Here is a 21,780-nt window from a genome sequence, read left to right as displayed (position 1 = left end):
GGGAGCCTACCCTTCCACGATCGGCTCGATGAGCTCTGCTGGTGGAGGCGCTTCATGGTTGGCTTGTAAGCGCAACTGGTAACGCCGAAACACGACATAGAGCGTTGGGGCAAAGACAAGGGTGAAGATGGTAGAGAAGCTAAGGCCCCCGATAACGGCGATGGCCAAGGGCTGCTGCATCTGAGCGCCAGCTCCAATGCCGAAAGCAAGCGGCACCAGGCCAAGTAAGGCGGTGAGCGTGGTCATAAGAATGGGACGGATACGAATGACGCCGGCCTGCGCCACCGCCTCTTCTGGCGTTAAGCCCTCTCGCTCAGCACGTTGCGCTTGGTCGAGCAGAAGGATGCCGTTTTTTACCACAATGCCCACCAACATAATGGCGCCCATGAACGAAGAGACGTTGAGCGTGGTGCCCGTGGCCCAAAGCCCAAAGCTTACCCCGAAGAGTGCAAGCGGCATGATAAGTAGAAGCACGGTGGGTGAGGTAAACGACCCGAATTGGAACAGCATGACGGCATAGACCAGCACCACAGCAAGCACGAGCACTTCAAGAAGATTGCGGAACGATTGTTGTTGGCTCTGATATTGCCCCCCAAGTTCATAGGTAATTCCGGCCGGCAGCGGCGTACGTCGCATAAGCGCTTGTACATCCTTCATAACGCTGCCGAGGTCTCTTCCGGAAAGACGCGCTTCAATGGAGACCATGCGTCGCTGGTTCTCATGGGTTATCTCCACAGTGCCCGCTACCCTTTGAATAGTCCCCAAAGTAGCCAGAGGCACATTGTAACCATCTGGGGTATGGATGGGCAACATCTCGATGGCGCTTTTGTCGGAGCGATAGGCCTCTGGAAGGCGCACCCTCACCCCAATTTGGCGTTCACCCTGCAGTATCTGAGTAGCAACGTCTCCGAACATGGCGGCATTCACCTGGTTGGCCACATCTTCGGGTGTCAGCCCCACGACGCCGGCCTTTACCGGGTCTACCCGCACGGTGAGCTCCGGCCCCAATTCGATCACGCCGTTTTGAACATCCACCACGCCCGGAATCTTGGCAAGCTTGTCGGCCACCGAACGCGCAACACTGTCCAACTGATTTTGGTCTTCACCAAACAGCTTCACTTCAATAGGAGCCGGTGCACCCGACAGATCGCCGATAAGGTCTTGTAACACTTGGGAAAAGTCGATATTCACGCCGGGAACTTGGCGTTCTATCCGATCACGTACATCGGCGATCACCTCGTCAATGCTGCGATGGCGATGCGAATGCAGCATGACGGCGAAATCACCGCGGTTTGGCTCGGTAATGGCAAAACCTAGCTCGGTTCCTGTACGTCGCGAGAAAGACTTCACCTCCGGTGTTGTTTCTAAGATATGTTCGATCTGCATCAGTAAGCGGTTGGTCTCTTCCAAAGAGGTGCCAGGAGGTGTGCGATAGTCGAGGACGAAGGCGCCCTCGTCTATAGAGGGCATAAAATCGGAGCCGAGATGGGTCGCAAAGAAGATGGTAGCCACAACCAGCAAGCCGGCGGCCACAGCTAACCAACGCGGATGTCTTACGCAGAACTGAAGGCCTTTTTTATAGCCTTCGATGAGTTTCTCAAACAACCGGCCGTGCTCTGGAGTGCCCGGACGCACTTTGAGAAAGGCGGCGCAGAGACTTGGGCTTACGAAAAGCGCCAGCGCTAGAGAGACCATCAGCGCGATGGTAAGCGTGACGGCCAGAGCGGTAAAGAAAGCCCCGGCCACGCCCTGTAGCAACACAAGGGGTAAAAACACAACGACGGTCGTGAGTGTAGACGAGATCATGGGAAGCGCGATCTCAGAGGAGGCTAGCCGGATCGAATCGAAACGAGTCGCTCCCTCTGTAAGGTGTCGAAACACATTTTCTACAACGACAATCGCATCGTCTATCACTAGACCGATGCCAACCGCGAGAGCGCCCAAAGTCATTAGGTTGAGCGTGAGGCCTGAAAGGCGCATAAGCAGGAACGTGATGAGTACGGTGGCCGGGATGATAACTGCCGTAACGAGCGTGGCCCGTAGATTGCCTAGAAAGAGCATAAGCACAACCACGGCGAGAATGGAGCCAATGATCACCGCGTCACGCACGCTGCCTACGGCCTCTTTAATCAGCTGGGACTGATCATAAAACACATGAAGTTGAGTACCTGGCGGCAGTGTGGGTTTTAGCTGCTGAATGGCCTGTTCTACGTCGTTCACCACCGTCACCGTGTTGGCGCCCGGCTGACGTACAATGTTGATAAGCACCGATTCAGCTCCGTTGGCGGTTACAATGGTCGTGCGATCTTGAACAGAGGGATAGATGTGGGCTATCTGCCGCAGCAGAATGGGCACTCCTTGCCTTTGAGCCACCACCACGCGGCCAAGTTGGTCGGTATCGGTGGCTTCGGCGGAGACGATGGCCTGATACTGCTGAAACTGACGGTTGAGTAGGCCAACCGATTTGAAGACGTTTGTGTTAGCAATGGCCTGCTCAACCTCTGGTAAGGAGAGATGATAGGCCATAAGACGCTGCGGAGAGATGTCCACGGCGATCTCCGGAATCCGTCCCCCCTGTACCTCTACCAAGGCAACACCTGGCACACGACTGAGGGCGGGGCGCAGCGTATAGGTCGCCAGAGTCCAGAGCTGGGCTTGGGAGAGGTTCTTGGATTGGAGGGAGAGGCCGAGGATGGGAAAAACCGTGGGGTTCATGCGCTCGACCTCGACATCGGTTTCCGGCGGCAAAGAGGAGCGAATCTGGTTGATTTGAGTATTAACGAGTTCAAGAGCGGTGAGCATATCGGTACCCCAAGCAAAATCCACCGATATCTCTGTGTCTCCACGTTGTGTTTTGGAACGAATACGAATGACCCCTGGAACGGTAGCGATGGCCTGTTCGATAGGGCGTGTCAGGGCGACCTCGGTCATGCGAATGGGGCGTTCTCCTGCATGGGCGATCACAACGAGGCGCGGAAAGGTGACTTCGGGCAGAATGGCAACGGGAAACGACCCCACAACGCCCACCCCGATAACGCAGAGCGCTATGGTAACGAAAAGAATGGCTTTGAGGTTCTGTGAGACAAAGCGACTAAGGTTCACGAGTTGTTCCCTCCCGATTCGTCTTGCCCTTGTGAGATCACCTTCACCTTTTGTCCATCAGAAAGCTCATACTGGCCGAGCAAGATCACCTGATCGCCAGGAGCTATCCCCCGACGCACCTCTACGAGGTTGCCCTGTTCTGAGCCCAGAAGAACATCTCGCTGATGTGCTTCCCCATCGTTGCCTACCACAAAGACCACGGACTTGTTCTCTTGAGTAAGAACGGCCTGCTTGGGAACCACCACAGCGTGTGGGGTAACAGCAAGAATGATGTCGGCAGAGGCAAAATCCCCCACCTTCAGAAGCCCTTTCGGGTTAGATACAGCGATCTGTACCTCTTGAAGGTTGGTTTGTGGATTCACCTGTCCCACGCTGATCACTCGACCGGCAAGCGTGCGTGCAGATAACACTTCGGAAGTGACTTTAGCCTCCATACCCTTACGCACACGCGCCCCATCTTCCGCTGGCAGTTGGGCCACTAAGATAAGGCGATTAGGGTCGGTTATCTCCAATACAGGCGTGCTCGGATCGGCCATATCGCCGGGATTGAGATTTCGAGCGGTTACTACTCCGCTGAGTGGAGCGCGAAGCACGGCATAGTCCGCTGTGGCCTCGGCGGCTAGAAGGTCGGCCTGTTTCTGTTGAACGGTTCGCTGCATGGCGAGGGCTTCCTGTTTTTTCGCAAGCACCTGAAGTGCCCCTTGTTCCGCTTGACGTAGGGCGGTCTTGGCCTCTTGAACTTTCGCATCTCCATCCGCTTGGGCGCGCTGCAAAGCCTGTTGCGCTTGCTGAACGCGCAAACGCGCGGCCTGGATGTCCTCTGGCCGTGCTCCTGCGCGGATGAGGCTATCCTGCTGCTGAGCGCTCTCTAAATTGGCCTCAGCCACTTGCAGCGCAGTTTGTGCATCGTCGAGGTCGCGCTTGGAGTCGATGCCGTGCTCATAGAGGAAGCGAACCCGTTCTAGCTCTGCGGCATCTCGATCGCGAGTGGCTTTCGCCTGAACAACGGCCTGATCGGCTTGGGCGATCTCTTGTGGACGGGCGCCGGCTAGCAGCTTCTTCAACTCTGTTTGCGCGGTTTCTAGGTCAATCTTTGCTTGCTGCACTGCGTTCTCTCTATCGAGTTCAGCGGATTTAAGGGCGAGTTGCGCTAGCTGAACAGCGTTGGCCTGATCGGCCTCTGCAGCTTTCAGGGCGAAATTGGCCTGCTGGGCCTGAGCTTCTGCCGCACGCAGTGCAGCGGCGGCGCTGAGCGATTGGGCTTGTTGGGGCCGCTCATCTACGATAGCAACGACCTCCCCGGCTTGCACCAAGTCGCCCTCGCGAACAAGCACGGCTCGCAGTCTTCCGGCGATAGGAGAGGCTATTTTCGCGTCGGCCCCTGGAGCCGGCTCAAGCCGTCCGTGGGCATGAACGACAGAGGCCATAGGATGGATGGTCGCCAAGGTGGTTTGAACAGCAACGGCTTCAAGTGGAGGGCTTGAGTCGCTCTCGTCCGTGCTGTTGTGCGAGCAGCCGGCCAAGCCGATGAGGAGTGCCATGCCTAGGAAAGCAAAGTCGCGGATCTTCATCTTATATCGCCTCCTACGGCGTGTTGTAAAGCGGCAACGGCCAAATTACAGTCGGCCAAAGCGTGTGCGAAGTTCTCTTCCTCTGTAAGGTAGGTTTGCTGCGCATCTAAAAGCTCGAGGTAAGAGACGGCTCGATTGGCATATCCCGTACGTTCCATGTCTAAAAGCTCCTGCGCCCGCTGTAGACGGCCTGTTTGAAACGAGGCCAGCACGGTAAAAGCCTCTTGCAGATTTCGGTAGGCCGTTTCGACTTCCAGCCGCACGCCACGCTCTTCATCGGCCAGCAGCGCTGCCTGTTCATTATAGGCCGCTAAAGCGCTTTGACGATCGGCCCGGTTTTTGCCCCAATCCACTAGGGGAAAGGTGACGCCAACGCGCACCGAGTCGCCTTCTGGGTCGGGGCCACCGAGCGGGTTGTGCCGAAACTCCACGAAGAGATCGGGCTGGGTTTCTATACGTGCCCCATGCAGTGCGGCAAGCCGGGCCTGCAGGAGCGCCTGAGCCGAACGAATCTCCGGTCGGTTTTGTAAAGCCATTGTTTCCAGATCCGCTAGGCGAGCCTGAATAGGAGCGGGCGCCACCAGTTTATCGGTCAGCAATAGAGGGGTATTGGCCGGAAGGCCAATCACGTTAGCCAGAGCCGCATAGGCGTTCGCCTTCTCGGTTTGCGCCACGGAGAGCGTTTGTTGGGCACTTGCCAGGGCGATCTGGCTTCGAATCACGTTGCTGTGGGCGACATCGCCAGCCTGGAACTGGGTTTGTGCGGTTTTAAGGAACTCCTGCGCTAATTGAAGCCCTTCGGCAGCGATATTGCTGTCGGCATCGGCGCGAAGCGCTTGATAGTAGGCCGTCGTTACGTTATAGATGAGGTCTCGGCGAACGGCTGCCTGGTCGGCAAGTGCTGCCTCAAGCTCACTGCGCGCCACATGAATCGCTTGGCGTCGTTTATCCCCTAGTGGAATCGTCTGTGTCAGCAGCACGTCCTCATCGAGCCCTCCTGTATTCCTGCCTTCATGATGCACAAGGCTCAGCATAGGGTCGTCAAAAGAGGTAACCCCGGAGAGGGTGGCGCGGGCTTTCGCGACACGGGCTGTGGCAGCCAGTGCTTGGGGATTATGTGTGAGTGCCTGCTGAATAGCCTCCTGCAAGGAGAGACGCATTGGTTCTTGCGCCCAGCTAAGGCAGGGCAACAAGCAGCATTCTACTAAAAGAAAGACGGCGGTTCGTAGATAGACTCGCAAGAGACCCTCCTCAAGGACGGTTAGAGCGTGATGTTGAAGCTCCTCATCTCTTCAGATGCCAACAGTATAGTACTCCTATCCTTAAAGAGGCCTAAAAAGCAACTTAGAGTTTTCTAAGAGAAGAGATGAAATGGGCGGTTGTGCGAGCTTGCGCATTCAGCTAGAAGTAGGGTACAATCCCTCCGCGTATGTTCGACCCTTGTACGAAGAAATCATCCATATTTCATCCTCAAGGAGGTAGATTTTGAAACGAGCTTTTACTCTTATCGAATTACTAGTTGTTATTGCCATTATAGCTATTCTTGCAGCTATTCTGTTTCCTGTGTTCGCTCAAGCCCGCGAGATGGCTCGCAAAGCCACCTGTGCTTCCAATCAGCGACAGATCGCTCTAGCCTTTAAGCTTTACACCCAAGATTACGACGAAGGCTACCCGAACACGGCCGATCCCTATCTTTTCGCGGGACGGCACTGGCGATGGCCTATTATGCCCTATCTCGGCATCGGCCAGAAGCAACAGAGCGGAAGCTTCAATGCTGCTAACGGTTCCCCATCTATCTTGTTGTGCCCTTCCGACACGCTCTCGTTAAGTCAGTTTAACGGCACCTCTTACGACTATTCCGCCAGCTTCTACCATACTCCAGACCAGATTAACCAGATGCACTTTAGCGATCTGCTCAACAATCCTTCTTGGCTTACGTGTGTGACGCAAACGGAAGCGGCCGTCGTCTATCCTGCACAGAAAGTGTTGATAACCGAGTGGTACAACAGCCACGATCATACTGGTGCACCAGTAGGGCTGTGGGGCAGTTATCCCTTTCCAGGGCCTGACTGCTGGGATGGCGGTCGTATCTTTGCTATGGCCGACGGACACGTGAAGTTTTTGAAGTCGCGCCAGATACATCCTTCAGCCGACGATTGCCCCGACATCAACCTCACCCACGATGGCGTTGCTGGCAAGGATGTGGACTAGCATTAGACGGCCATATCGCCCTTTCGGAGAGGGGGGAGTCTAACCTCCCTACAGAGGGGTGGCAAACTAACGAGATTTTGACAGCGTATTCCAAAAGGCGGTATACTTTCAAGCCGGTTTCAACAGCTGTTTGTTTAAAATTTGCTTCTACGGTTTTTGCCCTCTATTGGGCTAATACCTGTTTTAGGAGGAAGGAGTGCGTATTCGAGCAAAAGAGATTCGCCGCATGCGGAAGCGCCAGGAAGAACGGATAAAGGCGCGTATAAAGGCGGCGAAAGCGGCCAGCAGTAAGTCCTCTGCACGAACATCAGGACGAACCGCTACTGCTGCCCCAACCACCACGGCACGGCCGAGACCTCGACCGACAGCTCCAGAGCGACGCGAGCGTGAGCGACCTAAGGCCTCTGAGGCGGCCGTAGCAACGCCCTCTTCGGCGGTTGCGGAAACCCCGACAGAAAAGGCATCCACCGCTCGGGCCTCACGACCCCGGAAAAAAGCATCGGAAAAGCCAAAGGAGATGGCTTCGGTCGCACAAGAGGCTCAGGCGAGCACGGAAGTGACCTCTTCAACACCGGAGGAGACTCAGGCATCACAACCGCCTCAGGAGGAGAGCAAGGAAGAGGGGTAGGGAACGACACAAACTTCCATTGAAAGAACGATGACTCGACCAGTGCGCCATAGCGTTGTGGCTCCGTCCATACAAGAGATTGTCTCGTTTTTGGAAAGCCTGTGTCCCTCTCTCGACCCTTCTGCTGCACTCTTGAGATCTATCTCGAACTTACAGGTTGGGACACCCGCAGACCTTGTGGATCAGATATATGTGGTGCCTCAACCCTCGGATTCTCTTCTCGCCACGCTTCCTTCAGACAAAAGGGTTCTCCTCATCTCTGCGACACCGCTTTTTGAGACGCCTCCTATTGTGTTCAATTGGAGGACACCGGCTAATCGGCTGCTGCTAAAGCTTCTTGAGAGGCGGATCGCTCTCTACGTATTACCCTTAAGCTACGCTGCTGCGTCAGAAGGTTACGATGTGTGTTTGGCAGAGGCGGTTGGATTTCCTGAGTCGCAGCCTCTATGTAGAGCGGGTACAGAACAGCAGTGCAAATTAGTCGTTTTTGTGCCACCACAGGCCGTATGTAAGGTGCATCAGGCGGCGTCCGAGGCCGGAGCTGGAACCATCGGAGAGTACACCTACTGCTCTTTCCAGCTGCTTGGCAAGGGCACCTTTCTCCCTTCAGAACGGGCGAACCCGGCCATTGGCCAGAGGGGAAACCTCGAAGAGGTCGAAGAGGTGCGTTTGGAGATGGTCGTGCCGCAGCATGCACTATTTGCGGTGGTAGAGGCCGTTAAAGCAGTCCATCCCTATGAGGAGGTTGCCTACGATGTCTACCCGCTATACCATTGCGGAGTGCCCTGTGGACGAGGGCGCAAGGTTCACCTGGAGAAGCCGGTGGCATTCGATGAGCTTCTTTCTACCCTCGAACACGCTTTGGATTTAGGGACGGCATACCGCTTAAGATACACTCCTCCTGATCCACAGATAGCTAATGCCGAGGTAAGACATGTGGCCATCGGGGTAGGAACCGGCGTTCATAGTGATCTTCTCGGTGCTGCTCGAGAGCAGGAGGTAGAAGTTTATATCGCTGGCGGAACTTCGCCCAGCGACTGGATAGGGGTACCCCCTCCTCTACTTGTAGACATCGGCTTTCTGCCTGCCGTAGCACCAGGGCTAAAGCGACTGACCGAAAGACTACGGCAGGTTTTCGGCGGCAGAGGCGTAACAATAGAGTACGCTCCCTAAAGAGCGATGAAAGGTTAGCCTTATGGAGTATCTAACAACACATGACATAGCTTGGATCAACACGGTAGTCACCGGTGAGATGCAGCCGTTCAACTATATCGCCCTTGAATCGGCAATGGCCGGCCAGTACCGCTACGGTAATAGTCAGGAAGTGCTGGCTCAGGCGGCTACCTTTCTACGTCGGCTGCTCTTTTCTCCGCCTTTCGCCAAAGGGAACCGTCGTACGGCCCTCATTGCCACCCTAACTTTCTTGAATCGCAATGGCTATCGCACGGCTGTCTCCGATGAGGAGTTGGTGCGGATTCTACGCGATCTAGAGCGTGGTGTTATTGACGCTCATCAGGCCATTGAGCAGATGGTGGTGCCTGCCGAAACGCAGATCCAGGAGGATTTGCGCATCTTTGTTCAACACCAATGCTTGCAGCATACTAAGGCACTTCAATTGGCTTTACCGGGGGACTAGAGGTTTATGCAGGCCCAGAGGGTGGCGATTCTGGGGTGTGGTGCCGCTGGGAAAGCGCATCTGGAGCGCTGGCTAGCCCTCGCCGGTGTGGAGGTGGTGGCTTTATGCGACAGAGATGTTGCCAAAGTCGCTCCGTTGGCAGAGCAAATTCCGAACTGTGCGGCCTTCACAAGCCTAGACGATACGTTGCGAGACGCCACCTACGATATTGTGGATGTTTGCCTGCCGGCACCTGCCCAGTTCGAGGCGGTTTTGGCGGCCTTAAAGGCGCGCGCGCACGTTGTATGCGAAGTTCCATTCACCGCTAGCGTAGCACAGGCGACCGAGCTCATCCGTATGGCTGAATTGCAAGAACGCCTTCTCATGCCCCTCTTTACACAGCGTTTTCATCCACCCTGTCTTTTTCTGCAAGATTTGATCGAGAATGACGATCTTGGTCGTCCCTTGATGTTTCGATGCCGATTTGGCAGCTCCATGGGAGAACTATCTGAACTCGGTGTCGTTGGATCGCCCAATGATGGGTGTGCTTCCTATGTCAATGCGGCCCTACACGCCATCGATCTTTTTCGCACGTTCTGTGGAGAGATAAGAAGAGGGGTTGGCCGATGGCGCGACAAACCCGGTAGCCCTTATGCGATACTTGTGCTCCTGTTGGAATCGGAGTTAGCTTTAGGTACTGTTGAGATTATGGTTGCACCGCCTGCTGGCAAAAGTGCGTTCGAGGTCTACGGTTCTGCGGGGGCTGCAGTGCTCGATTATGAAGAGGGGGTACTCCATTTCACAACCGCTGATCATCCGCTTTGGTATAGCCGTCATGAAGAAGGGCGCGACCGGTTAGAGCATGCTCTTTCCCACTTTTCTGAAGCCGTATTCGGCCTACGGAGGTTAGAAGTACGTGGTGAGGATGGAGTATGCGCTCTGCGGGTTTTAGAGGAGGCGCTTCATGATCGCTCCAACTGAAACTTCAGAAGCAGTGTCATCGAGTATAACCCGCGCGGTTGTGCCGGTCGCTGGCCAAGGCAGCCGTCTGCGCCCCCTAACCCATCTACTACCTAAAGAGCTGCTGCCGGTAGGTCGCAAACTCGTGTTAGATTATGTGATGGAGGAGCTGCATGCAGCGGGTATTCGCGAGGCCCTGTTTGTTATCTCCCCGCGCAAGCCGCAAATACGTACCTATCTCGAGGAGATTGTGGGAGCTAGCACTGGTTTGCATTTTGCCTTTGCTGTTCAGGAGGAGCCAAAAGGTTCGGGGGATGCGCTGCTATATGCTGCGGAGTGGGTTGGTGCGCAGCCTTTCGTAGTGGCCTTTGGAGACTGCATTCTCGATTCATCGCCTGTAGGTGCTCCACTGAAACGTCTTATACAGGCCTTCGAACAGCACCAGGTCGAAGCGGCTGTTTTGGTGGAGGAGGTGGAGAGGGAGCGTCTCTCCCGTTATGGGGTAGTAGCTCCAGTAGAAACGGTATCACAGGCGACCCCATTTCTCATTCACGATATTATAGAGAAGCCTGGGGTAGATGCGGCTCCAAGCTCCTTTGTAGTGGCCGCACGCTGGATACTCAAACCCACCATTTTCGAGGCCATTCGCCGAAGCTCTCCCGACCCTCGTGGCGAGTGGAATATCCCGGATGCGCTTCATCATCTGCTAGGTTCTCAACCACGTGCCGTTGCGGTTCCTCTGTTAGAGGGTGAAGCGAGGCGGGATATCGGGAGCTGGGGCAGTTTTCTCATGGAGACGGTGCGCTCGGCGATGAATGATCCGGAGTACGGAGCGCAGATACGTCGAGTGGCCGCCAAAGAATTAACACGTTTTTCAGATTCGGGTATAGTAGTTGGCAAATAAACAGCGAGGGCCTCTGAAGCCATATTCGAAACCCGCTGGGGAGGAGTGTTTTGAGAGTACCGCTTGTGGACTTACGCGCGCAGTATCTAAGTTTGAAAGAAACGATTGATGCTGCTATAGCTCACGTTTGTGAGACCGCTTGTTTTATTGATGGAGATGCTGTTCATAAGCTCGAATCGGAGATTGCCGCGTTAAGCGGTGCTCGTTTTGGTATCGGTGTAGCCTCAGGCACCGACGCCCTCGTTTTAGCCTTACGCGCCTGCGGTATTGGGCCTGGAGATGAGGTCATAACCACACCTTTTACCTTTGGGGCGACAAGTGAGGCGATTATGCTCGTTGGAGCTCGCCCCGTGTTCGTGGACATCGATCTCTGTACCTTTAACATAGACGTTGCCCGCATTGAGCAGGCGATTACACCTCGTACGCGTGCGCTTCTTCCTGTAGATCTTTTTGGCCAAATGGTCGATCGAGGACAACTTCAGGAGCTATGCAAGCGATATAATCTTAAACTTATTATAGATGCGGCTCAAGCCATCGGAGCAAAGCAGCGCGGCATTCGAGTTGCGGAGACGGGAGATGCAACGATTCTCTCCTTCTACCCCACAAAAAATCTCGGCGCTTTTGGGGATGGTGGCATGGTGCTTACGAACGATGCCGAGATTGCGAGCACCGTCCGTATGCTGCGCGTACATGGTCAAAGCGGTTATGGCCACTACGAGGTCATCGGTTATACCAGCCGACTAGATACTCTGCAGGCTGCAGTGCTGCTAGCAAAGCTCCCTATGCTAGAGGAGTGGAACGAAGCAAGGAGGCAGCATGCCGCTCTCTATCAGACGTTTCTTGCGGGCACAAGTGTAACGTTGCCCGGCATCGAACCTGGAAACTACCATGTTTACCATCAATACACTATCCGCCATCCACAGCGCGATGCACTGCAAGCATATCTTCAGCAGCATGGGGTAGACAGCAAGGTGTTCTACCCACAACCGCTTCATATTCAGCCTCCTTATGCGAGCCTCGGCTATCATTTAGGTGACTTTCCCTGTGCAGAACGGGCTACACGTGAAGTGCTTTCCATTCCTGTTGTGCCGGAACTTACTACGGAGCAGGTTGAGTATGTGGCCGAGTGCATATGTAACTTCCTTGATAGTGCCTAACATTGCGCAGGTTATGTTCAAGAACGCACCTTTAGGATGCCGAAAATAGTCTAAAAATGAGGAGGCGATAACTGCCTCTACATTTGGAACTTCCTTGCTAAGGAGCTGAAACAACGAATATGAGAGCGATGATTTTGGCAGCTGGGGTTGGATCACGCCTCGATCCCCTTACCCGTAATGTTCCCAAACCGCTCGTTCCCATCGTCAATCGTCCCGTGATGGAGTATCTTATCGAGCTTTTGGTTCGTCATGGGTTCACCGAAATTATGGTGAATCTGCACTATCTCGGCGACCAAATAGCCGCCTACTTTGGGGATGGATCGCGTTGGGGGGCCCGCATACACTGGGCCTATGAAGATCAGCTTTGGGGAGATGCGGGCAGTCTAAAGCGTGCCGAAGATTTTTTCAAAGACGAGACGTTCTTGGTGATCGGTGGAGACGACTTAACCGATATGGATCTCTCTCGACTGCTCAAGACTCATCGGGAGAAGAAAGCTCTCGCCACCATCGCCCTTTCTATTGTAGATGATCCCAGCGAATATGGGATCGTTCTTATGAACGAGGAAGGGCGCATTACACGGTTTTTAGAGAAACCCAAAGGCGAGGTGATCTTCTCTAACACCGCCAACACGGGCGTTTACGTTTTCGAGCCGGCCATCTTTGAGCTGATACCTCACGATGTTTTTTACCTCTTTGGGAAGCAAGTTTTCCCGATGCTGCTCGAACAAAAACTGCCCCTCTTCGGTCACCTTACCGCGGCCTATTGGCGCGATGTAGGTAACCTTAAGGTGTACCAGCAGACGCATCGCGACATGCTAGAAGGTAGGGTTAAAGCGCGTATTGCCTTGCAGGAAGTTCGTAAATTTGTGTGGATGGGCGAAAATGTGGAGATCGACCCGACTGCTGAAATAGGCTATCCGGTTGCAATTGGCAACAATGTGCAGATACTAGCCGGAGCGCGCGTCCTCGAACATACCGTCATCGGAAACAACTGTGCCGTTGAGGAGGGCGCGACGGTTCAGGAGAGCATTTTATGGGATGGTTCTGTGGTCATGCGCAACACACATCTCGAGCGCTGTGTTGTTGGGCGCAACTGTCGAGTAAAGACGAACGCAGCCATTTTTGATGGTATCATCGTGAACCCACAACGCCATGAAAACGGTCAATCATGATGAATCGTTCTTATTAGAATTTCTACACAAAAGTGCTGTATAGAAGCAACAAAATATGAAATGGGAGAGAAGGATTGACGAATTCGACCAATATGCAAAACAACACTGTTTCCATTCCGCACGATGTACGGGATTTGTCCCTGGCCGCTCAAGGTAAGCGCCGCATCGAATGGGCTGAGATGGACATGCCCGTTCTACGAAGCATTCGCTCTCGTTTCGAGCGCGAAAAACCCTTGCGTGGTGTAACTATTGCAGCCTGCCTCCATGTTACCACGGAGACAGCCAATCTTGCCATCACGCTGAAAGCTGCTGGTGCCGAGGTCTATCTCTGCGCATCGAACCCGCTGTCCACCCAGGACGATGTGGCCGCAGCTCTCGTGGCAGAATATGGCATTCCCACTTTTGCCATCAAAGGGGAAGATCACTCCACCTATTACCGGCATATTCACTCAGTGCTTGACGCGCGTCCAACGATCACGATGGATGATGGAGCCGATACGGTTGGAGTTATCCATAGCGAGCGAACTGAGCTTATACCTAACATCATTGGTGGTACCGAGGAGACGACGACGGGAGTCATTCGTCTGCGCGCAATGGCGGCTGAGGGAGTGCTCGCCTACCCCATCATTGCTGTTAACGATGCGGCAACCAAGCACCTCTTTGATAACCGCTACGGAACCGGTCAATCCACGATAGACGGCATCATTCGTGCCACCAATCGCCTTTTGGCCGGTACTCGTTTTGTCGTAGCAGGCTATGGCTGGTGTGGCCGTGGTGTTGCCATGCGCGCTCGTGGTGCTGGGGCTCAGGTCATCGTTACAGAGGTGGATCCTGTGCGTGCTCTCGAGGCCGTTATGGACGGTTATTCCGTCATGCCCATGTTGGAAGCGGCAAAGGTCGGCGACATCTTCTGTACGCTCACTGGTGATACTCACGTCTTGCGCCGTGAGCATTTTGAAGTCATGAAAGACGGGGCGATTTTGGCGAACTCGGGTCATTTTAATGTGGAGATTGACATTCCGGCACTCGAAGAGATGGCGGTTTCCCGTCGTACGGTTCGTGATTTCGTCGAGGAGTTCACCATGCCAGATGGGCGACGTCTTTTTCTCCTCGGTGAAGGGCGCCTCATCAACCTCGCAGCAGCGGAAGGTCACCCTGCGGCCGTTATGGATATGTCCTTTGCGAACCAGGCGCTTTGTGCCGAATATATGGTGCGACACGGCCATGAGTTAGGCAAAGCCGTTCACGCCGTACCATCAGACATTGATGCCCAGATCGCTCGTCTAAAACTTGAAAGTATGGGGTATCAGATTGATGCACTTACACCCGAGCAAAAAGAGTATCTCTCCTCTTGGAAGTTGGGTACCTAAGTGCCCCTTGACATCGCTATCCCCCATAGAATATTCTGTTGTTAGCCGATGTCCCTAAAGATATTACAGCAAAGTTCCAATAATTAGGAATCGGGAGACGTAGAAAAGGCAAACCCATAGAAATGTGGGGGCGCAAAGCCATGGGCCTGTAGGGGGTTGTCCCCCATGGTTGCCAGGTTGCCGTCCTCGACTCAGTCTGGCGCGATGTTCGCGTCCTAATAGTCAGGAGAGGAGGCAAAACAATGCAGATATCTACTGAGGAAGTGAATCGTCTGTTGGCCACAACACCCATACGTGGTGGGAGCGCCAAAAGTCGCATCGCGCGTTCTCAAAACAGTGATTCGTCCTCGATTAGTTCGGAGGCTGTATCCGTTGAGATATCCGCCAAGGCGCAGGATATCCAAAAGGTCAAACAGGCTATCGAGCAGGTTCCTGATGTTCGAATGGACCGTGTGATGCAGTTAAAGGCTCTTGTAGAGAGTGGTCAGTACCACGTGAGTGGAGAAGATGTTGCAGACCTCATGATCCGACGCACCCTTGCCGACAACACGGCACTGTGATCACTGTTGACTCCAGGCAACAAAAGGGGCAGGAGTTTTCCTGCCCCTTTTAAGTTTCCCTAGTCCCTCGGAAGCTCTCTTAGAACCCCGTTGAAGCATGGAGATGCTCTTTGGGTAAATTGGAGTGGAGTGGATACTGTCAAACGTTTGACATTCAGCGAATAAAGGTCGTAAGCCGGTTTGCCCAAGCATCAAGCGCGTTCTGACGACTGTCTGGAATAACGAGCAGAGATTCCAAGTCTGAGGGAGTACACCAACGAAAATCTGTGGCTTCCTCTCCAAGTCGCAGCTTGCCCTCAACATGCTCCACCAAAAAGCACAGAACGAAACTGCGATGCACATTTCCATCGGGATAGGCGACGATGCTCGTCGGGTCGGTGTTGATCGAGATGAGGCGGACAACACGGGTCAAGAGACCTGTCTCTTCCAAAACCTCGCGGATACAACATTCCGCAGCGGATTCAAGGAGGTCAATACGCCCCCCAGGTAATGACCAGTAGTCGCTCAGATGACGCTTAAGGAATAAAATGCGGCCGATGGAGTCCATGAGAACGGCGGAGACACCAGGGGAGAGCGGTACATTGGGTGAGGGAGCCAGCGGATCGTGGAAGTAGAAACGTTCTTTGTTCATTGGGCGTTTAACCTTCCTGAGGCACAAGGAGATCGAGAAGACGTTCTAGTTCATCGAGAGAGTAGAAGAAAATTTCGATGCAACCTGCGCCGCTCGAAGCATAGTGGAGGCTTACACGTGTCTTAAGGGCGCCCTGAAGACGTTCTTGAATGTATTGGATCTGCGGGTCGGGAGAAAAAGAAGCAGAAACGGAAGGCGGAGCGGCAGAATGGCGGGAGGCTTTGGCCAGACGCTCTGTTTCCCTTACGGATAGCCCACGCGATTTAACAACAGTCCAGAGACGTAAGATCACCTCGGGACGCTCTGCCATCATAAGGGCACGGCCATGCCCTTCGGTGATCTCTCCACGTTCAATGCTCTCCTGAACCTCCTCTGGTAGCTGTAGAAGGCGGAGCGCATTGGCGATCGCGGTGCGGGTCTTCCCAACACGTTGAGCAACCTGCTCTTGGGTTAGGCCGAATTCGCGCATCATTCGAAGATAGGCTTTGGCGGCTTCGATGGGGGTGATATCCTCACGTTGAAGGTTCTCGACGATGGCCACCTCGAGCATTTCCCGATCGGAACAGGAACGTACCATAGCAGGGATACGAGTGAGCCCAGCTCGTTGGGCGGCACGAAGGCGACGTTCACCGGCCACAACCTCAAATTTGCCCGATTCGGTCTCCCTCACGAGTATGGGCTGAAGCACCCCATGCTCGCGAATAGATTGCACTAACTCTTCAAGTGCCACCGGGTCGAAGAGGGTTCGTGGTTGATAAGGATTTGGAAGAACCTCAGAAATATCTATCTCGCGTACCTGACCCTGAGGGATATCAGCGGCCTCAGGAAGTAGCATGGCGAGGCCGCGACCGAGTCCGCGTTTGGCCATATATCTCCTCCGCAATTTTCTTGTAGGCAAGCGCCCCGCGGGAGCGGGGATCGTAGAGAGCGATAGGAAGTCCATGACTGGGTGCCTCGGATAATCGCACATTGCGAGGTACCTCAATCGCAGAGACTTTGTCCCCTAAAAATTGGCGTACCTCATCAGCGACTTGTTGTGAGAGACGGGTACGGGAGTCGACCATCGTCAAAATCACCTTGGCGATCTCCAATTTAGGGTTCAATCGCTGGCGTACGAGCTCGATGGTGCGCAAAAGCTGTGAGATCCCCTCCAAAGCATAGAACTCGGCCTGAAGGGGTATGATAAGGCCTTCCGCGGCTACCAGAGCATTTACCGTGAGAATGCCCAAAGAGGGAGGCGCATCTATGAAGATCAGATCGAAGTGGTCTGTAGCCGGCTCGATGGCCTCACGTAGATAGCTATCTCGCCCGATTTTAGGCATTAACTCTAACTCGGCGCCCGCAAGATCGATGGTGGCTGGAAGCAGTGAAAGGCCCGTGATAGGAGTTTCTACAAGCGACTCGAGGAGAGGATGACCTTCCACTAGCACCTCGTAAGTCGAGTACTCCAAGGATTTTCTGTTGATGCCAAGGCCGCTTGTTGCATTGCCCTGTGGGTCAAGGTCAATAAGCAGCGTTCTAGCGCCTGCCAACGCGGTGTAGGCGGCGATGTTGATGGCTGTTGTGGTTTTTCCAACCCCGCCTTTTTGATTGACAATTGCGTATACTGTGGTCATATCGTATCCGAGGGACGCCAACACATGTTGAAAAGAGTATACTCCAAGAAGTAGGTAGATACGTGAGGAGATGGATGTTGAGTGCTACTTTCACCCGATCGCAGCGTAAGGCTATCGAGACTTTGGATAGGAACGTCTGTGTGTCTGCAGGCGCAGGGTCGGGAAAAACCAAAGTGTTGGTGGAGCGCTTCATTCGGATAGTTGTCGGGAGCAAGTGTGGGCGCCTTGCGGAAGAGCTTCGGGCTACGCCCGAACAGATCCTTGTGATAACTTTCACCGATAAGGCCACGCGCGAAATGAAAAACCGGATCATTGAGGCCTTTCGACAGCGGAATCTGATAGAGGAGCTCCATCAGATTGAAAATGCCTACATTAGCACCATACATGGGTTTTGTGCGCGCCTACTGTTGGAAAACCCTTTTGAAGCCCAGATAGATCCCCAGTTTCAAGCGCTTGACGAGGTGAGAGCCGCTCAGCTTCTACGTCGCTGTTGCGAGATAGAGTTAGATCGCCTTGTGGAGAAGAACGACAGATGGATACAGGAACTCCTTATAGCAATACAAAATAAACAGCATGAATTGCAAAGTGGATATGATGCATCTGGATTGTTGGCAGAGGCGGTGGAACAGGTACTCATGACCCTAAGAAATGCTGGATGGCAACGAGAAGATGTTGAAGCTCTCGCTGCCGAGGCGCTCGATGGGATCGCCAGAAGAAACCTAGTGGCTGTACGTGGCTTTTTTGAACCTCTCGTCGCTGAGATACTGGCTTGTCGTGAAGCGCTTATGCCGCTTCTTGGAAACCTGAGAAGCGAGATGCGTGCGATCGTTAGCAAGTTAGACAACCAAATCACTGCATGTCCTCTAAACAGTGGCGATCCCAACTTGCTATTGGGATGGTTTGAAAAAATAAAGCCTCTTGTAAATAGACGCATCGTTTACGCAAGTGGCCCCAGCGAACATGATCTCTTGCCTCTTCTCTATCGCATAAAAGAGGCGGTTGCCCAAGCGCTGAAAGTGCATAAAACGAGCCGCGAGCTAGAGGAACAAGCGATCCGCTTCTGTCATAGTTTTGTGGTGCTTCTGCTGCAGGTATGGCGGGCGTATGAGAAGAGTAAGCGCCAACTCGGCTGCCTGGATATGGAGGATCTTCAGAGCAAGGCGATACAACTGTTGGAAAATTTTCCGGCAGTGCGCCATCGCTATCAAAAACACTTCCGTCACCTGCTAGTAGATGAGTTTCAGGATACAAATCTTCTGCAAGTACGCCTCGTCGAACTGCTGCATAAGGAAGACGGGCAAATTTGTAACAGAAAATTTCTGGTCGGTGACATCCAACAGTCTATCTACGGCTTTCGTGGAGCGGAGCCTCTGCTGTTTCGTGAGGCCGTTCGAGACGCGGAAAATAAAAGAGAGGCTATCCACGTGCGTCTTGCCGACAATTTTCGTTCTCGACCTGAGGTGCTTCGACTGGTCGATCAGGTATTTCGACAAAGAGCCTTCGCACTAGAAAGCTTTGAGCCGCTAACGCCTGGAGCAGACTTCTTGCCAAAGGAAGCGCCCTCCATAGAGATTCTGCTTGCGAAAAATATGCGTAGAGATGCTTACCTTCTTAGAGAAGCCGAGGCTTTAGCCTTTCGCATTCGTGAGATTGTGGAGAAGGGGCAGCTACGTATCACGGCTCGCTCCGATCCGAGATGTGGCGAGCCGATACGCTGGCGCGATATCGCCGTGCTTTTTCGTAGCCTAACGAAGATCGCCCTTTATGAAGAGGCTTTTGCAAGTCAAGGAGTACCTTGTTTCGTAGTGGGTGGAGGGCGTGGCTACTATGCGAGGCAAGAGGTGCGCGATCTTTTGAATGCTCTACTTTATCTCGATACTCCCTTCGATGATATAGCGTTGACTGCAGTATTACGCTCGCCGTTTGTAGGGCTAAGGATCGATTCGTTGGTGGAACTGCATCGCCTTCGGAGAGAAAGAAGCTCTGAGCCGCTTCATCTTTACCTAGGTTCTCTCCTAAGCTCACGGGTTTTAACCGAAAGAGAAAAAGAAAGGCTCCATTGCTTTTTGCAGATCGTGGAGACGCTCCGAGCACAAGCAGATAGGCTCCCCGTCGGTCAGATTTTAGAGAGGCTCATTTTGCACACGAACTACGACATCTGTCTCCTAAGTCGGCCTAATGGGCGAAGGAGACTGGCAAATATGCGCAAGCTTCTACAAATGGCAAGCACAGAGCCGGTTTTCGGTGTCTCCGCCTTTATTCAGCAACTTAAGGAGATAGAAAAACTCTCTCCGCGCGAAGGCGATGCGCCAACGGAAGAGGAGGAGGCGGATGTGGTGCGAATGCTGACCATCCATCGGGCTAAGGGGTTGGAGTTTCCACTGGTCTGCTTGGCCGATCTTTCTCATCCGTTTCAATTGCCTTCTCAGGAGCTGTTTATCTGCCATGGAAAAACCATGGCCATCGGCTCTCGAATTATGGGGAAACCCGATCTCGCCTACAGCGTCATCGAGGCAATGCGGTTAAAGCGCGATCAAGAGGAGGCCATGCGGTTGCTCTATGTCGCTCTTACCCGTGCAAAGGAGCATCTTCTGCTTTCGGGATGCCTCAACGATCTATCGTCCTCCTCAGAGAGTTGGGCTTCTTTGCTGTTTCCTCTGCTAGGCGTGAACGATGCTCCGCAAGAACCGCAGATACGATCTCTGGTGGGAGGACTAAGAGCCCGCGTAATGGCCATAGCTCATAGCGGAGTAAGTAGTGATGCCAATGAAGCCTATCTAAGAGAAAAGAGGATAGATGACCTTGCCGAAGTGCTGGCAAACCTGACAAAGGCTATGGAAGGTGCAACGGACTTCAAAGGGTGGAGTGAATAGGCGTTGCTAGCTCTATTCGCGGTATAATAGACGAGGATACGATTACGGGCTGCAGCTCGTTCCTAATGTAACTCGCTTTAAACGGACTTGTTGAAAATATACTCCTTGCAGCTTTAACGGCATCCTTCATAAAAGGAATTCTTCGTAAAGAGACCACCGCTGGTAGCAAACGACTGTTTTGTCATTGGACGGGAGCTGCGGTGCGATAGCATCGTGGTGAATGGACTTCCCATCCTTGAGGTAGTTCCTATGCATCCTTCGTGAGCAGGGGAACAGAGGAGGCAGAATGACGTCGGAGGCATCTAAAGCTCAGAACGAAAAAGGCGAAATGGCCTGCGGGGATTTGCAGGAAGGCATCGTGTTGAAGGTCCTAAGCGGCACCTACATTGTGCAGGCTGAGGCGGATAAGAGCAGCGATCCGCCCCGCTATACCTGCATCTTAAGGGGAACGCTTCGTAAACAGCTTACCTACACAGAGAGCGCTGCGCTCCCTCGCCGGGTCGTCAAGGCAAAAATGCCGCCACAGACCGACGTCGTGGCGGTTGGCGATCGGGTGCTCTTTTCCATTTTACCTGACCATACCGGTGTCATTGAGGAGGTACTACCTCGCCGGACACGCTTTGCAAGGGCAGCTTTTCGTGGCAAAGAGCAAACGCTGGTAACCAATCTAGACCAGCTGGTTGTGGTCTTCGCCTGTGCCGAGCCGAACCCCGATCCATGGCGCATAGACCGTTGGCTGGTGGCAGCCGAGGCATTTGGTTTGGAAGCCGTATTGGTAGCCAACAAGCGCGACCTAGTGGATGAGACGCAGTTTCAGAGGAGTTTCGGTGAGTTCGCGGCTCTTGGCTATAAAGTCTTGCCAACAAGCGCCTTGAAGGAGACCGGTATTGAACCGCTTCGGCACGTGTTGCGAGGACGAATTTCGGCCTTCACTGGCCCCTCCGGGGTCGGCAAGTCGAGCCTTCTAAACGTTCTGCAACCGGGCCTGCATCTGAAGGTTGGCGCTGTGGGCGATGTTACCCATCGAGGACGACATACCACAACGGTGCGCGAGCTTTTTCCTCTGGAAGGAGGCGGATGGGTAGCCGATACTCCTGGTCTACGGCAGTTGGAGCTGCCTGCCCTCTCGCGACAGGAGTTAGCGGAATGCTTTGTTGATTTTAGACCGTTTCTGGCTACCCCCTGTCGGTTTCGGGACTGTCGACATGAAACCGAGCCCGGATGTAACATTAAAATGGCGGTGGAACAGGGCCACCTTTCTGCCAGACGCTATCGAAGTTTCCTCGAAATCGCACATGAGCTAGAGCAAAGTCGTCCTAAATAACCTCGCATCCCTAGAAATAGAGCTAATCACCTTTGTGGAGAATGAAGTTAGGAAAACTCTTGAAACCGAATACTTCACGGCTGCGT

The 21,780-nt window shown here is 53.7% G+C and carries 18 protein-coding genes and 1 riboswitch; of the genes, 11 read left to right on the top strand and 7 right to left on the bottom strand.

Annotated features, from left to right (window positions below; genetic code table 11):
- Window positions 1-6: 6 nt before the first annotated feature.
- The 3 genes from CCALI_RS09400 to CCALI_RS09390 are packed head-to-tail and all read right to left on the bottom strand — an operon-like array spanning window position 7 to window position 5,914.
- On the bottom strand, window positions 7-3,102 hold the full coding sequence (locus CCALI_RS09400; protein ID WP_016483249.1) for an efflux RND transporter permease subunit: 3,096 nt from the start codon (window positions 3,100-3,102) through the stop codon (window positions 7-9).
- A complete protein-coding gene (locus tag CCALI_RS09395; RefSeq protein WP_016483248.1) occupies window positions 3,099-4,673 on the bottom strand; it encodes an efflux RND transporter periplasmic adaptor subunit in 1,575 nt (524 codons plus the stop codon). The genes CCALI_RS09400 and CCALI_RS09395 overlap by 4 nt, the downstream gene beginning before the upstream one ends.
- Window positions 4,670-5,914, bottom strand: coding sequence for a TolC family protein (locus CCALI_RS09390; protein ID WP_016483247.1), 1,245 nt, complete (start codon window positions 5,912-5,914; stop codon window positions 4,670-4,672). Before CCALI_RS09390 ends, CCALI_RS09395 begins: the two co-directional genes overlap by 4 nt.
- 244 nt (window positions 5,915-6,158) lie before the next feature.
- Between CCALI_RS09390 and CCALI_RS15240 the strand changes: the two genes are divergently transcribed.
- Window positions 6,159-6,884, top strand: a complete 726-nt coding sequence (locus CCALI_RS15240) for a DUF1559 family PulG-like putative transporter (RefSeq protein ID WP_016483246.1) — start codon at window positions 6,159-6,161, stop codon at window positions 6,882-6,884.
- A 183-nt stretch (window positions 6,885-7,067) separates the two neighbouring features.
- Here the strand turns inward: CCALI_RS15240 and CCALI_RS16145 are convergent, their stop codons facing one another.
- On the bottom strand, window positions 7,068-7,352 hold the full coding sequence (locus CCALI_RS16145; RefSeq protein ID WP_016483245.1) for a hypothetical protein: 285 nt from the start codon (window positions 7,350-7,352) through the stop codon (window positions 7,068-7,070).
- Between the two features lie 190 nt (window positions 7,353-7,542).
- Between CCALI_RS16145 and CCALI_RS15235 the strand changes: the two genes are divergently transcribed.
- The 8 genes from CCALI_RS15235 to flgM all read left to right on the top strand — a co-directional run bounded on the left by CCALI_RS15235 (window position 7,543) and on the right by flgM (window position 15,250).
- A complete protein-coding gene (locus CCALI_RS15235) occupies window positions 7,543-8,685 on the top strand; it encodes a Nif3-like dinuclear metal center hexameric protein (protein WP_016483244.1) in 1,143 nt (380 codons plus the stop codon).
- A 22-nt stretch (window positions 8,686-8,707) separates the two neighbouring features.
- Window positions 8,708-9,148: a type II toxin-antitoxin system death-on-curing family toxin gene (locus tag CCALI_RS09370; protein WP_016483243.1), complete on the top strand. Its 441-nt coding sequence runs from the start codon at window positions 8,708-8,710 to the stop codon at window positions 9,146-9,148.
- A 6-nt stretch (window positions 9,149-9,154) separates the two neighbouring features.
- A complete protein-coding gene (locus CCALI_RS09365) occupies window positions 9,155-10,108 on the top strand; it encodes a Gfo/Idh/MocA family protein (protein WP_016483242.1) in 954 nt (317 codons plus the stop codon).
- A complete protein-coding gene (locus CCALI_RS09360; RefSeq protein ID WP_016483241.1) occupies window positions 10,092-10,991 on the top strand; it encodes a sugar phosphate nucleotidyltransferase in 900 nt (299 codons plus the stop codon). Before CCALI_RS09365 ends, CCALI_RS09360 begins: the two co-directional genes overlap by 17 nt.
- Before the next feature lie 50 nt (window positions 10,992-11,041).
- Window positions 11,042-12,148, top strand: a complete 1,107-nt coding sequence (locus CCALI_RS09355) for a DegT/DnrJ/EryC1/StrS family aminotransferase (protein WP_016483240.1) — start codon at window positions 11,042-11,044, stop codon at window positions 12,146-12,148.
- Window positions 12,149-12,267: 119 nt separating this feature from the next.
- Window positions 12,268-13,320 carry a nucleotidyltransferase family protein gene (locus CCALI_RS09350; protein ID WP_016483239.1) on the top strand — a complete coding sequence of 351 codons (1,053 nt, stop codon included), beginning with the start codon at window positions 12,268-12,270 and terminating at the stop codon, window positions 13,318-13,320.
- Window positions 13,321-13,412: 92 nt separating this feature from the next.
- Window positions 13,413-14,690 carry an adenosylhomocysteinase gene (gene ahcY, locus CCALI_RS09345; RefSeq protein ID WP_075060781.1) on the top strand — a complete coding sequence of 426 codons (1,278 nt, stop codon included), beginning with the start codon at window positions 13,413-13,415 and terminating at the stop codon, window positions 14,688-14,690.
- A 97-nt stretch (window positions 14,691-14,787) separates the two neighbouring features.
- Window positions 14,788-14,875, top strand: a riboswitch (cyclic di-GMP riboswitch).
- A gap of 57 nt (window positions 14,876-14,932) precedes the next feature.
- Window positions 14,933-15,250, top strand: a complete 318-nt coding sequence (gene flgM, locus CCALI_RS09340) for a flagellar biosynthesis anti-sigma factor FlgM (protein ID WP_016483237.1) — start codon at window positions 14,933-14,935, stop codon at window positions 15,248-15,250.
- Between the two features lie 154 nt (window positions 15,251-15,404).
- Here flgM and CCALI_RS09335 read toward each other — a convergent pair whose 3' ends face one another.
- Genes CCALI_RS09335 through CCALI_RS09325 form a run of 3 tightly spaced genes read right to left on the bottom strand, consistent with a single transcriptional unit; the run spans window position 15,405 to window position 17,497 of the window.
- Window positions 15,405-15,881: an NUDIX hydrolase gene (locus CCALI_RS09335; RefSeq protein WP_016483236.1), complete on the bottom strand. Its 477-nt coding sequence runs from the start codon at window positions 15,879-15,881 to the stop codon at window positions 15,405-15,407.
- Between the two features lie 7 nt (window positions 15,882-15,888).
- Window positions 15,889-16,749: a ParB/RepB/Spo0J family partition protein gene (locus CCALI_RS09330; protein ID WP_016483235.1), complete on the bottom strand. Its 861-nt coding sequence runs from the start codon at window positions 16,747-16,749 to the stop codon at window positions 15,889-15,891.
- Entirely contained in the window at window positions 16,703-17,497 is a 795-nt protein-coding gene (locus tag CCALI_RS09325; protein WP_016483234.1) for a ParA family protein, read from the bottom strand. Before CCALI_RS09325 ends, CCALI_RS09330 begins: the two co-directional genes overlap by 47 nt.
- 74 nt (window positions 17,498-17,571) lie before the next feature.
- Between CCALI_RS09325 and CCALI_RS09320 the strand changes: the two genes are divergently transcribed.
- Window positions 17,572-20,370 (top strand): UvrD-helicase domain-containing protein, encoded by a 2,799-nt coding sequence (locus CCALI_RS09320; RefSeq protein ID WP_016483233.1) that lies wholly within the window; start codon window positions 17,572-17,574, stop codon window positions 20,368-20,370.
- Between the two features lie 286 nt (window positions 20,371-20,656).
- Entirely contained in the window at window positions 20,657-21,694 is a 1,038-nt protein-coding gene (gene rsgA / locus CCALI_RS09315) for a ribosome small subunit-dependent GTPase A (protein ID WP_016483232.1), read from the top strand.
- Window positions 21,695-21,780: the final 86 nt, after the last annotated feature.

The sequence above is a fragment of the Chthonomonas calidirosea T49 genome, assembly GCF_000427095.1.
GTDB classification, from domain to species: Bacteria; Armatimonadota; Chthonomonadetes; order Chthonomonadales; family Chthonomonadaceae; genus Chthonomonas; species Chthonomonas calidirosea.
The sequence above is the reverse complement of the archived record's forward strand: the minus strand, read 5'-3'. Positions and strand labels throughout refer to the sequence as shown.

Coding starts and splice junctions, on each gene's coding strand:
- CCALI_RS09395 (WP_016483248.1), bottom strand. CDS start 4,673: ATGAAGATCCGCGACTTTGCTTTCCTAGGCATGGCACTCCTCATCGGC.
- CCALI_RS15235 (WP_016483244.1), top strand. CDS start 7,543: ATGACTCGACCAGTGCGCCATAGCGTTGTGGCTCCGTCCATACAAGAG.
- CCALI_RS09370 (WP_016483243.1), top strand. CDS start 8,708: ATGGAGTATCTAACAACACATGACATAGCTTGGATCAACACGGTAGTC.
- CCALI_RS09365 (WP_016483242.1), top strand. CDS start 9,155: ATGCAGGCCCAGAGGGTGGCGATTCTGGGGTGTGGTGCCGCTGGGAAA.
- CCALI_RS09360 (WP_016483241.1), top strand. CDS start 10,092: ATGATCGCTCCAACTGAAACTTCAGAAGCAGTGTCATCGAGTATAACC.
- CCALI_RS09350 (WP_016483239.1), top strand. CDS start 12,268: ATGAGAGCGATGATTTTGGCAGCTGGGGTTGGATCACGCCTCGATCCC.
- ahcY (WP_075060781.1), top strand. CDS start 13,413: ATGCAAAACAACACTGTTTCCATTCCGCACGATGTACGGGATTTGTCC.
- flgM (WP_016483237.1), top strand. CDS start 14,933: ATGCAGATATCTACTGAGGAAGTGAATCGTCTGTTGGCCACAACACCC.
- CCALI_RS09335 (WP_016483236.1), bottom strand. CDS start 15,881: ATGAACAAAGAACGTTTCTACTTCCACGATCCGCTGGCTCCCTCACCC.
- CCALI_RS09330 (WP_016483235.1), bottom strand. CDS start 16,749: ATGGCCAAACGCGGACTCGGTCGCGGCCTCGCCATGCTACTTCCTGAG.
- CCALI_RS09325 (WP_016483234.1), bottom strand. CDS start 17,497: ATGACCACAGTATACGCAATTGTCAATCAAAAAGGCGGGGTTGGAAAA.
- CCALI_RS09320 (WP_016483233.1), top strand. CDS start 17,572: ATGTTGAGTGCTACTTTCACCCGATCGCAGCGTAAGGCTATCGAGACT.
- rsgA (WP_016483232.1), top strand. CDS start 20,657: ATGACGTCGGAGGCATCTAAAGCTCAGAACGAAAAAGGCGAAATGGCC.